This window comes from Candidatus Contubernalis alkalaceticus, assembly GCF_022558445.1.
GTDB classification, from domain to species: Bacteria; Bacillota; Dethiobacteria; order SKNC01; family SKNC01; genus Contubernalis; species Contubernalis alkaliaceticus.
On sequence record NZ_CP054699.1, the window covers coordinates 2,230,862 to 2,242,500 of the forward strand.

Genomic DNA, 11,639 nt, shown 5'->3' on the forward strand with positions numbered 1-11,639 from the left:
TTTTCGCCCGAAAAAACTATACTACTCTATCAACTATTAATAGTGCCGGGCACATTGGGCATCTGATGACAGTATCCCCAGGCACAAATAAGGATTAATCCAATAGACTTTTTTGGACATAATTTTTACTTTCTATATTAAGGTGCCGGTATACCTGAGGAGTAACTACCCTGCCCCGGGGGGTCCGGCTGATAAATCCTATTTGAATGAGATAAGGCTCATAAACATCTTCTATAGTCTCTGATTCCTCACTGATGGCCGCGGCCAGGGTATCCAGACCCACAGGTCCACCGGAGAACTTTTCAATCATCACCGTAAGCATCTTACGGTCAGTATGATCTAACCCCAGGTGGTCCACTTCTAGAAGGCCTAAAGCACGAACGGCAATTTCTTCATCAATCTCACCGCTGCCTTGAACCTGGGCAAAATCCCGAACCCTTTTCAGCAGTCTGTTAGAAATCCGGGGGGTACCCCTGGAACTCTCTGCTATTTTTAAAGCACCGGCAGCAGATATTGAAATGTTCAAGAAATCAGCAGAATTTAAGATAATTCTCTTCAAGTCTTCCTTTTGATAATACTCTAAACGGTTTACCACCCCAAAACGATCCCTTAAGGGTGAGGATAAAAGACCTGCCCGGGTGGTAGCTCCAATCAATGTGAAGGGGGCCAAGTCCAGTCTCAGGGATCGAGCGCTGGGACCTTTGCCGATAATAAAATCCAGGGCAAAATCCTCCATAGCGGGATAAAGGATTTCCTCCACGCTTCTGTGAAGGCGGTGAATCTCATCAATAAACAAAACATCCCCCTGCCCCAAATTGGTTACAATGGCCGCCAGGTCTCCGGGCCTCTCTATGGCCGGGCCGGAGGTAACCCGAATGTTCACCCCCATCTGCCGGGCAATGATATAGGCCAAAGTAGTTTTCCCCAACCCCGGAGGTCCATATAAAAGAACATGGTCCAGGGATTCTTCTCTTTCCTGGGCTGCCTGGATAAAAACCTTCAGGTTGCTTTTAATCTTTTGCTGCCCTATAAAATTATTAAAATTTACAGGACGCAGGGCCCGGTCTATTTTTTGTTCCTCTTCTCCTGCTCCAGCAGAAACCAACCTTTCTTCCACGGTATCCTCTCCTTATTAACCGGCCAAATATTTAAGTGATAACCTTAGTATTTCCTCCAGGGATTTATCAGCATTTTCCTGTCCCTGAACATATCTAATGGCTTCCAGGGATTCCTTTTGACCATAACCCAGGGAGGATAACGCCTCCAACAGTTCCTGGAAATTATCACTTCCAGCCTGCTCCTGAAGTAATATTCCCGATTCTTTGGTCAGGGCAGTTATTTTCTCTTTTAGTTCTAAGATAAGACGCTTCGATGATTTTTTGCCAACCCCGGGAATCCCAGTCAGAGTATTCACATCTTCATTGATTACTGCCAGATAAAATGCAGCCGCAGACATAGTGCCGGTTACCGCCACCGCCAGTTTAGGCCCAACCCCCGAGACGGTCAAGAGCAGTTGAAAAAGGGCAACATCATCAGGCTGTAAAAAACCGTATAATATAATCTGATCCTCTTTTAAGTAAAGATGTGTATAGATTTTAACCTCATCATTCTTCTGCGGCAGAAGAGAATGTCCTCCGGGAGCAATATGTATTTTGTAACCCAATTTATTATTTTCCACCACAATATAATCAGTTCCGGCCTGGACGAGTTTCCCGCATATATATGACAGCAAGTATTTCCTACCTCCCTAGAGAATACCCTTAATTTTTAAAACCCGGGAATGACAGTGACAGATGGCCAGAGCCAAAGCGTCTGCTGCATCATCGGGTTTTACAGGGGTTTTTATCTTTAACATGATTTTAACCATTTCCTGAATCTGGCTTTTAGCAGCTCGTCCATATCCCACAACACTCTGTTTAACCTGTAAAGGGGTATATTCAAAGGCCTCCACGCCGAAATGGGCCGCTGCTAACAGGGCAACTCCCCTGGCTTCCCCCACCCGAAAGGCGGAGCGTACGTTTTTATTAAAAAAAAGCTCCTCCACTGCAATGGAATCCGGCGAATACTCCTCCATCAATTCTCTTAGATTTTGATAGATTTTAACCAACCGCCGGCAGGTATCTTCATCCTTAGTGGTTCGTATACAACCATAGGTAACTAAAATAAGATTTCCTTTTTGTTCCTTCACAATTCCGTACCCGGTGAGGGCAATCCCGGGGTCTATTCCCATGGACAGCAAAACAGTTCACCTGCCCTTTTTTTAATTTAGTCATCCTCATTATATCATCTGCATTAATAATTGCAAACACTTATTCGCATCTGTTTTCACCAAAAAAGCACCAAAAAGAAAAACATCACCATAAAGTGATGCTGTCAGCTGGTATAACTCTCCAGTATCCTTATTTTTTCTTCCTCATCTTCAAAAGGTATACCCTTTTCCAGGTCGCTTCGGTACACTTCTTTTACCTCATAATCAGTTATTTCCTTTAATGTACCCTCTGGCCTAACACCTCGAAAAATAGCAATTTTATCATTATAAATTCCGACAAAATCTTCCTCCACTCCTTCCCGGTCTTCATTCTCATTGTGCTCCAGGACCGTTTCATTTTGGTTTGGATCATTTTCTTGTGAAGATCCGGTTAAAAAAACGACTAAAAAAACAAAGGACAACAAAAGTATGACTACCAGGACTATCCCATACAGCTTATATGTCTGATTTTTACTATTTTCCATATAACTCCACCCCCGAAAAAGGTTCTTTTTTTATCAATTTACCCTATTCGAAAGGAAATTATACAGGTTACCTCCATGTTTACAAAGAATTCATCAATTCCTCCGGTATCTCAAAATTGGCATATACATTTTGAACATCATCATGGTCCTCCAGGGTTTCCATAAGGCTGATTATTTGAGCTGCCTCATCCTGGTCATTAATTTCAACTACACTCTGTGGAACCATAGTGAGCTCAGATATTTTCATTTCAATCCCTTCACCTGTTAGGATTTCCTTTACCTTTTCCATATTTTCAGGTACTGTTATAACTTCATAAATGTCCTCTTCAACCCTAAAATCCTCTGCCCCCGCCTCCAGAGCCAGCAGCATAATTTCATCCTCATCCATGGAGATTTGGCCCTTTTCTATTGAAATGTACCCCTGCCGTGAAAACATCCAGGCAACACACCCGGTCTCACCTAAATTTCCACCATTTCTGGATAAAATGTTTCTAATTTCCCCGGCGGTGCGATTGCGGTTATCTGTCACTATATCCAGCATTACGGCTACACCGGAGGGTCCATATCCTTCGTAAGTAATTTCCTCCAATTTAATACCTTCATTATCTCCCAGGGCTTTTTTGATAGCACGATTTATATTATCATTGGGGATATTCTCTTCCCGAGCTTTTTGAACCGCTAAGCGTAAACGAAAATTTGTATCAATGTCCCCTCCACCTTCACGGGCAGCCACCATCAACTCCTTGGATAGTTTAGTAAATATTTTACCCTTCTGTTCGTCCACCCTGGCCTTCCTATGTTTAATGTTTGCCCACTTTGAATGACCCGCCATAAGTTCAGCTCCTTTAAAAATAACCAAATATTAATACAATAGTCATTTTAGCATATACTATTATTTTATTCAAAGGTAAAGCGGGGAACCGGGGGAATTTTTCTCTTATGTTGGCTCTTCTTATTCATCTTTTTTACTGTCTCCCGAACCTTTGCTTCACCCTGCCCGGTCAAAAGAAATTTATCCAGCTGTTTATAGGTTACTCCCATCTCAGCCTCGTCAGTCTGTCCCGGCCAAAGCCCACCGGAGGGAGGCTTTTCTAATATTTCTCTGGGTATATCCAGCACATGGGCCATTTCCGTCACCTGACCCTTGGTTAAACCGGCCAGAGGCATGATATCAACCGCTCCATCACCGTGCTTGGTAAAATAACCTACTTCCAGTTCACTGCGATTGCTGCTTCCTACCACCAGATAATTATGTCGGGCCGCATAAAAATACAAACAGGTCATCCGAAGCCGTGGTTTTATATTGGCAACAGACAGATCATTATGCTCCACTTCGCTGTCATTCCCAAACTTTTGCAGCATCAGGTCAAAAACATCATCCAAAAGAATAGTTTTAAACTGCAGACATAAACTGTCCGCCACCAGCAGAGCATGTTCCTCATCCATTGGTTCACTGTAACAAGGCATAATTACTCCCAATGATTGTTTAGGATGCGCCCTCTTACAGATGGCTGCCACCACCGATGAATCCACTCCTCCGCTTAATCCAAAGACAGTTCCCTGAGCGTTAGCCTCTTTTACCTGTTCTTCTATCCAATCTACCAATTTTGCTATATATTTTTCCATCAATTTAAAATGCCAACTCCTCACAAGTTATACCAGGGTTGTCAGAAGAACCGTCCCCCTGACAAGTCCCCCAAATCCTTGTCAATGTAACAAAAAAGATACAACCTGTAAAGCATTGTATCCTTTTTGTTATGAAACATCAATCTATAATTCTTCTTTGTCTGGATCCTCTACCTCCACCTCAATACTTTCCTTTAGTCCGTGGGTTGCTTGTCTGAATTCTCGGATGCCTCTACCCAGGGACCTTCCCAATTCAGGTAATTTGCTGGGGCCAAAAACAACTAGCACAACGCCAAAAATAATTAATAGCTCCGTAGATCCAAGTCTTCCTATCATACTGGTACCCCCTTGAGGCAGTGTGTGTAAAACGAATAATTAATTATTCTATCTATTTTTATAATAAACCTGTAGAAGAAAAAAATCAAATTAATTTTAAACACTTTTTTTTACAGTAGTTTTCAACTGCTCAACAAGGGTCACGTCATCCATTATTTCCTGTTTAATTATTTTAGACACATAATCTATAACTTCATACACCTTGGGGTTTTTTATAGAATAAAGAACCTTCATCCCCTGTTTCCGCGCCGTAACAATGCCCTGCTTCCTCAATACAGCCAAATGCTGCGAAACATTTGACTGCTCCAACCGCAACTCTCTAAGCAGATCACATACACATATTTCTTCACACACACAGTATTCCCCTTTGGTCAACAGTTCTAAAATTCTTAACCGTGTAGGATGTGATAAAGCTTTAAAATATTCTGCTTTTTTTTGGAGAATGTCATTTTGCATTTAATTCCCCTCCACTTAAGAACATACAATTTATTTATTTATATTATATCAAAATATTCACTATATTTTTTAAAATTTTCTTATACTAAAATATTTATTAGTCGGGGTTAAAGTTCTTACGAGATTAAATAAGAGAAGGGGAAACTATAATAATTTCCCCTTCTCCCCGATTACATTTCTTCTTGAATCCACTTTTTAATTTGATCTTTTTTATACACCTTCCCAAAAGCTTTAACTTTTCCATTGATGACCAATCCAGGGGTCATCATTACATCATGGTCCAGTATTTCTTCCATATCAGTAATTTTAGTAATAGATATATCTGTCTGCAGTTCGTCGGCAGCCTCTTTAACCGCTTTCTGCAGGGCCTCACACTTTTTACAGCCTGGACCTAATACTTTAATTTCCATATTACTACCTCCCATATATTACATTTTTCATGCATTTATCGCCCTATGAATAAATATTTAAGGATAGATATTCCCGAAAATCATTCCGGTTATAGTAGCCATAACTACCACTAAAACAACATAAACAGCCGTCTTTTTCGTTCCCATTATATTTCTAATAGCCAGCATATTAGGCAAACTCAAGGCCGGACCGGCCAGAAGTAAAGTTAACGAAGGACCATTACCCATCCCTAAATTCCTCAATGTTTCTAAAATAGGAACTTCCGTTAGAGTTGAGAAATACATCAGTGATCCGAATATGGAAGCCAAAAAATTAGCCTGCAGAGTATTCTGCCCCACATAACCCGAAATCCAATCTGGAGGAATAATTTGTTCCAACATACCGGTCACAAATACTCCCACCAGCAAAATAGGAAAAATTAACTTAACCAGGTTGAATGTTTCCCCGAACCATTCCGTAACTTCCTCCCGGGTATACCACTTTTTAAGGACAAAGACCAGAACCAAAATCAGCACCGATAAAATTAGAACTTTACTCAGGTTAGAAATCCCTGCAGTACCAAAAAGCAGAATGGCCACCAGGAGTCCAAAAAACACCAGCATCTGCCCCCCGGTTTTACCTCCTTCTTCCTGGGGAAGTTCAACAAACTTATCTTTCTTTTCCTTTTCCTCTTTCCCGAACACCAGAGACATAATTACCCCAATAACAACTGCGAATATTATTGCCCCAATGGCTCTGCCGGCTCCCAGTTCAAATCCCAGTACCCGGGCAGTCAGTACAATGGCCAGCAGATTGATGGCCGGCCCCGCATAAAGAAAGGTTATGGCTGGACCCAGTCCCGCCCCCTTGCGGTAAATCCCTGCAAATAGAGGTAAGATGGTGCAGGAGCAGACAGCCAGCACTACACCGGAAACTGAACCTACACTGTAAGATAAATATTTTTTGGTCTGCGGTCCAAAATATTTCAATATTGAAGTACTGGATATAAAAACGGCAATACCTCCGGCTATAAAAAAGGCCGGAATTAAACAAGTAAGCACATGCGCAGAAAGATAATACTGCAGCGCGTAAAGACCACTTAACAATATCTCTATATACATTTTCTCCACCTCCGGTTAAAAACTGGTAATTTAACTATTACATTTTAAATAAATGAATATTGCTGTAAACCCTTAAATACTCCCAAAACTAAAACTACTACCTAGATCCATCCCCTCCTTTTTTTCGTATCTTTCACCTATTCTTCCTTTAGCAATAGTTCTTCCCGGGAGGCAAACAGGTGTTTATATCTTAAACAAATCCTCACCAGCAGCAGCATGATTGGTACTTCTATAAGCACTCCCACTACTGTAGCCAGCGCGGCCCCGGAACCTAAACCAAAGAGCATTACTGCAACAGCTATAGCTACTTCAAAATGGTTGCTGGCTCCGATCATTGATGTAGGAGCCATATCCTCATAAGAAACTTTGGTAAATTTACAAGTGAAAAAGCCAATTCCAAAGATCAAAAAAGTCTGAATGATTAGTGGTATGGCAATCATTAAAATAACCAGCGGGAACATTACAATTACCTCACCCTGCAGGATAAACAGCACAATTAGGGTAACCAAAAGCGCAAAAATCGAAATCCTTCCCATGGATCGCAAGAAAACACTATCATACCATTCTAACCCTCTGCTTTGTATTAACCTGGTTCTGGTAATATAACCGGCCACCAGGGGCAGCCCTACATAGAAAGCAATCGATAAAATAATAGTAAGAAACGGAACAGGGACATCAGCCACACTCAAAAGCAGGCTTCCCAGGGGCGCATATAAAAATAGCATAGTTAATGAGTTTATGGCCACCATAACCAGAGTATGCCCCATGTTACCTTTGGCCAAGTAACTCCATACCAACACCATAGCCGTGCAGGGAGCAATCCCCAAGAGAATCATACCGGCAATGTACATATCTGCAGCATCAGTGGGAATAAAAGGCGCCCATACAATTCGCATAAAAAACCAGGCAATAAAGGCCATGGTAAATGGTTTAATAGCCCAATTTATAATTAGAGTAATAATCACCGGCTTAGGAGCTTTAAACGCCTCTACAACAGTCTGAAAATCAATCTGAACCATAATGGGATAAATCATGAAAAATAATAATATACCAATGGGAATAGAAACATTATATACCTGCAACCGATCTAAGGCCGCTGCAAATCCAGGAAATACAAATCCCAGTAATGTTCCCACCGCCATGCATATCAGTACCCATAGGGTTAAATATTTTTCGAATAATCCCAAGGATTTGGCTTTTTTCGCTTGTTCTTCCAATGCCATCTTATTTTCCTCCAAAATAATTTTATTTTACTTTAAATTATTCAACCTATTATAAAGGTCAACAAATCAATAAATTTTTTCAACTATTCTTCCTTTATTACTATATTAGAATTTACTAATATAGTATCACGTATTTCCTCAACCTTCAACACTTATTCTTATTTTTCCAATAATTTTTTTTCCTATTATCCTTAATTACAACGTTTTTATGTTATTTTCAAACACAAAAAGAGACCCCTTTAACATTAAAAGGGTCTCTTTTTAAAATTAATTCCGGCGAAGACCTACTCTCCCGGGGACTCGCGTCCCAAGTACCATCGGCGCTGGAGGGCTTAACTTCCGTGTTCGAGATGGGAACGGGTGTGGCCCCTCCGCTATCTTCACCAGAAAAGGTTATCTTTGAATGAATCTGTGTTCACACGATTTTGTAATGGAACTGGTTTTACTTTTATAGAGAGCTCGTCAGTGGAATGAATCCGTGTTCACACGATTTTCAATCGAACTGTTCACACAGATTCATTCCACTGACTTGCAGCTTATAAGAATCTGTACTTACTTCTGATTTTTAAATCGAACTGTTCACTTGATTCTTCCGCAGACTTGCAGCTTAAACAATATGACTTTGAAAGTGATGCTCACGTCTTATTTTTAAACTGTTCTCTTAAGATTCTTTCTACAAACGTAAAATTATAGAGAAGGTTTGTTCTCTCAAAACTGTACAGCGGAAACGAATTTTTTGTGGGTCAAGTCCTCGACCTATTAGTACCGGTCCGCTGAAAGCATTACTGCTCTTACACTTCCGGCCTATCAACCAGGTCTTCTTCCTGGGGTCTTATTCCTTTTACGGATGGGAAACCTTATCTTGGAGAAGGCTTCGCGCTTAGATGCTTTCAGCGCTTATCCCTCCCGGACTTGGCTACTCAGCTATGCCCTTGGCAGAACAACTGATACACCAGCGGTCCGTCCATCCCGGTCCTCTCGTACTAGGGACAGACCTCCTCAAGTTTCCTACGCCCACGACAGATAGGGACCGAACTGTCTCACGACGTTCTGAACCCAGCTCACGTACCGCTTTAATGGGCGAACAGCCCAACCCTTGGGACCTACTACAGCCCCAGGATGCGATGAGCCGACATCGAGGTGCCAAACCTCCCCGTCGATGTGGACTCTTGGGGGAGATAAGCCTGTTATCCCCGGGGTAGCTTTTATCCGTTGAGCGATGGCCCTACCACTAAGAACCACCGGATCACTAAGCCCGACTTTCGTCCCTGTTCGACCCGTCGGTCTCACAGTTAAGCTCCCTTATGCCTTTATACTCTACGCGCGATTCCCAACCGCGCTGAGGGAACCTTTGGACGCCTCCGTTACATTTTGGGAGGCGACCGCCCCAGTCAAACTGCCCGCCTGACACTGTCCCTAGACCGGATTCACGGCCAAAGGTTAGAATTCCAATACTGAAAGGGTGGTATCCCAACAGTGGCTCCATGCAGGCTGGCGCCCACATATCGATGCCTCCCACCTATCCTGTACATCCAGTACCAAAATCCAATATCAGGTTGCAGTAAAGCTCCACGGGGTCTTTCCGTCTTGTCGTGGGTAACCTGTATCTTCACAGGTATTACAATTTCACCGGGTCCCTTGTTGAGACAGCGCCCAAGTCGTTACGCCTTTCGTGCGGGTCGGAACTTACCCGACAAGGAATTTCGCTACCTTAGGACCGTTATAGTTACGGCCGCCGTTTACTGGGGCTTGAGTTCAGAGCTTCGCAAGTTCCGAAAAACTCACTAACCCTTCCCCTTAACCTTCCAGCACCGGGCAGGCGTCAGCCCCTATACTTCGTCTTACGACTTAGCAGAGACCTGTGTTTTTGGTAAACAGTCGCTTGGGCCTATTCTCTGCGACCCCTTCAGGCTAAAGGAGCAAGTCCTCTCACCCTAATGGGGCACCCCTTCTCCCTAAGTTACGGGGTTAGTTTGCCGAGTTCCTTAACAAGGGTTCTCCCGCGCGCCTTAGGATCCTCTCCTCGCCTACCTGTGTCGGTTTGCGGTACGGGCACCTTTTATCCTGACTAGAGGCTTTTCTCGGCAGTGTGGGTTCAGCCAGTTCGCTACTTAAATTTCGCTCCCCATCGCGCCTCGGATCAACACAGGGACGGATTTGCCTATCCCTGCTACCTACACGCTTAGACGCACTCAACCAACGGTGCGCTGTACCTACCCTCCTGCGTCACCCCTTCGCTATTAACGGATAAAGGTGGCACTGGAATATCCACCAGTTGTCCATCGCCTACGCCTTTCGGCCTCGGCTTAGGTCCCGGCTTACCCTGAGCGGACGAACCTTCCTCAGGAAACCTTAGGCTTGCGGCGGGCGAGATTCTCACTCGCCTTTTCGTTACTCATACCGGCATTCTCACTTCCATATACTCCACTACTCCTTACGGTATAGCTTCTATGCGTATGGAACGCTCCCCTACCCCTACTGGAGGTTAGAAGTTAGATGTTGGAGGTTAGATCTTTCGCCAGGTTTGTATCAGCTCACTTTAGCTGCTTTCCCAATATATCGTATTCTTGGCGATATTTAATGGGATACTGACGGCTGAACGTCTAATTTGACTGCTCAACTCATACCTCTAATCTTTTTCCAATTTCCAACCTCTAACTTCTAACCTCCAATAAGCCGTAGCTTCGGTATCAGGCTTAGCCCCGTTACATTTTCGGCGCAGAATCACTTGACCAGTGAGCTATTACGCACTCTTTGAATGGTGGCTGCTTCTAAGCCAACATCCTGGTTGTCTGGGCAATTCCACATCCTTTTCCACTTAGCCTGAATTTAGGGACCTTAGCTGACGGTCTGGGCTGTTTCCCTCTTGACTATGAAACTTATCTCACATAGTCTGACTCCCAAGAAACAAATCTGCGGCATTCGGAGTTTGACTGAGATCGGTAACCTTGTAGGGCCCCTAGCCCAATCAGTGCTCTACCTCCGCGATTCTTTTATCTTGAGGCTAGCCCTAAAGCTATTTCGGGGAGAACCAGCTATTTCCGAGTTCGATTAGCATTTCACCACTACCCACAGCTCATCCCCCAATTTTTCAACATTGGTGGGTGCGGGCCTCCACTCGCGTTTAAACGAGCTTCACCCTGGCCATGGGTAGATCACTCGGTTTCGGGTCTACGACCAGCAACTAATAGTCGCCCTATTAAGACTCGCTTTCGCTGCGGCTTCGGCACTTAGTGCCTTAACCTTGCTGCTGATCGTAACTCACCGGCCCGTTCTACAAAAAGTACGCCATCACCCTTGGAGTAAACTCCAATAGGGCTCTGACCGCTTGTAAGCATACGGTTTCAGGTTCTATTTCACTCCCCTTCCGGGGTGCTTTTCACCTTTCCCTCACGGTACTGCTCCGCTATCGGTTGCCAGGTAGTATTTAGCCTTGGGAGGTGGGCCTCCCTGATTCACACGGGGTAACACGTGTCCCGCGCTACTCGGGTAATCGCTTGAGGAGCCTTGGGCTTTTCGTCTACAGGGCTTTCACCTTCTGTGGCTCTACTTTCCAGTAGATTCGACTAAACTCAAGGTTTTTGACTCCTCTGAATGGCTGCCGCCAGTCAAAAAGCAATCCCCACAACCCCTATACCGCAACTCCGGCAGGATTTAACACGGTACAGGTTTGGGCTCTTCCCCCTTCGCTCGCCGCTACTAAGGGAATCACTATTGTTTTCTTTTCCTCCGGGTACTAAGATGTTTCAGTTCC

General features: G+C 43.8%; 11 protein-coding genes and 2 rRNA genes (1 of these 13 cut by a window edge). All 13 read right to left on the minus strand.

Annotated elements, in window-relative coordinates; translation table 11 throughout:
* Positions 1-94: 94 nt before the first annotated feature.
* On the minus strand, positions 95-1,117 hold the full coding sequence (gene ruvB / locus HUE98_RS11215) for a Holliday junction branch migration DNA helicase RuvB (protein WP_241420738.1): 1,023 nt from the start codon (positions 1,115-1,117) through the stop codon (positions 95-97).
* A gap of 15 nt (positions 1,118-1,132) precedes the next feature.
* Complete coding sequence (gene ruvA, locus HUE98_RS11220; protein WP_241420739.1) at positions 1,133-1,732, minus strand: Holliday junction branch migration protein RuvA; 600 nt, start codon at positions 1,730-1,732, stop codon at positions 1,133-1,135.
* 15 nt (positions 1,733-1,747) lie between these two features.
* Positions 1,748-2,239, minus strand: a complete 492-nt coding sequence (ruvC, locus tag HUE98_RS11225; RefSeq protein WP_241420740.1) for a crossover junction endodeoxyribonuclease RuvC — start codon at positions 2,237-2,239, stop codon at positions 1,748-1,750.
* A gap of 134 nt (positions 2,240-2,373) precedes the next feature.
* Entirely contained in the window at positions 2,374-2,733 is a 360-nt protein-coding gene (locus HUE98_RS11230; RefSeq protein WP_241420741.1) for a hypothetical protein, read from the minus strand.
* A gap of 79 nt (positions 2,734-2,812) precedes the next feature.
* Positions 2,813-3,565, minus strand: a complete 753-nt coding sequence (locus HUE98_RS11235) for a YebC/PmpR family DNA-binding transcriptional regulator (RefSeq protein WP_241420742.1) — start codon at positions 3,563-3,565, stop codon at positions 2,813-2,815.
* A 65-nt stretch (positions 3,566-3,630) separates the two neighbouring features.
* Positions 3,631-4,359, minus strand: coding sequence for an NAD(+) synthase (gene nadE, locus HUE98_RS11240; RefSeq protein WP_241423544.1), 729 nt, complete (start codon positions 4,357-4,359; stop codon positions 3,631-3,633).
* Between the two features lie 144 nt (positions 4,360-4,503).
* Entirely contained in the window at positions 4,504-4,695 is a 192-nt protein-coding gene (locus HUE98_RS11245; RefSeq protein ID WP_241420743.1) for a twin-arginine translocase TatA/TatE family subunit, read from the minus strand.
* Positions 4,696-4,791: 96 nt separating this feature from the next.
* The gene (locus tag HUE98_RS11250) at positions 4,792-5,151 is read right to left on the minus strand and encodes an ArsR/SmtB family transcription factor (protein ID WP_241420744.1); all 360 of its coding nucleotides are present in this window, start codon (positions 5,149-5,151) and stop codon (positions 4,792-4,794) included.
* 170 nt (positions 5,152-5,321) lie between these two features.
* The gene (locus HUE98_RS11255) at positions 5,322-5,561 is read right to left on the minus strand and encodes a thioredoxin family protein (protein WP_241420745.1); all 240 of its coding nucleotides are present in this window, start codon (positions 5,559-5,561) and stop codon (positions 5,322-5,324) included.
* 57 nt (positions 5,562-5,618) lie between these two features.
* Positions 5,619-6,662 (minus strand): permease, encoded by a 1,044-nt coding sequence (locus HUE98_RS11260; protein WP_241420746.1) that lies wholly within the window; start codon positions 6,660-6,662, stop codon positions 5,619-5,621.
* A gap of 137 nt (positions 6,663-6,799) precedes the next feature.
* Positions 6,800-7,885 carry an ACR3 family arsenite efflux transporter gene (gene arsB, locus HUE98_RS11265; protein WP_241420747.1) on the minus strand — a complete coding sequence of 362 codons (1,086 nt, stop codon included), beginning with the start codon at positions 7,883-7,885 and terminating at the stop codon, positions 6,800-6,802.
* A 271-nt stretch (positions 7,886-8,156) separates the two neighbouring features.
* Positions 8,157-8,273 (minus strand): 5S ribosomal RNA (gene rrf, locus HUE98_RS11270).
* 351 nt (positions 8,274-8,624) lie between these two features.
* A 23S ribosomal RNA gene (locus HUE98_RS11275) occupies positions 8,625-11,639 on the minus strand (it continues 190 nt past the right edge of the window).

Coding starts and splice junctions, on each gene's coding strand:
- HUE98_RS11230 (WP_241420741.1), bottom strand. CDS start 2,733: ATGGAAAATAGTAAAAATCAGACATATAAGCTGTATGGGATAGTCCTG.
- HUE98_RS11235 (WP_241420742.1), bottom strand. CDS start 3,565: ATGGCGGGTCATTCAAAGTGGGCAAACATTAAACATAGGAAGGCCAGG.
- nadE (WP_241423544.1), bottom strand. CDS start 4,359: ATGGAAAAATATATAGCAAAATTGGTAGATTGGATAGAAGAACAGGTA.
- HUE98_RS11245 (WP_241420743.1), bottom strand. CDS start 4,695: ATGATAGGAAGACTTGGATCTACGGAGCTATTAATTATTTTTGGCGTT.
- HUE98_RS11250 (WP_241420744.1), bottom strand. CDS start 5,151: ATGCAAAATGACATTCTCCAAAAAAAAGCAGAATATTTTAAAGCTTTA.
- HUE98_RS11255 (WP_241420745.1), bottom strand. CDS start 5,561: ATGGAAATTAAAGTATTAGGTCCAGGCTGTAAAAAGTGTGAGGCCCTG.
- HUE98_RS11260 (WP_241420746.1), bottom strand. CDS start 6,662: ATGTATATAGAGATATTGTTAAGTGGTCTTTACGCGCTGCAGTATTAT.
- arsB (WP_241420747.1), bottom strand. CDS start 7,885: ATGGCATTGGAAGAACAAGCGAAAAAAGCCAAATCCTTGGGATTATTC.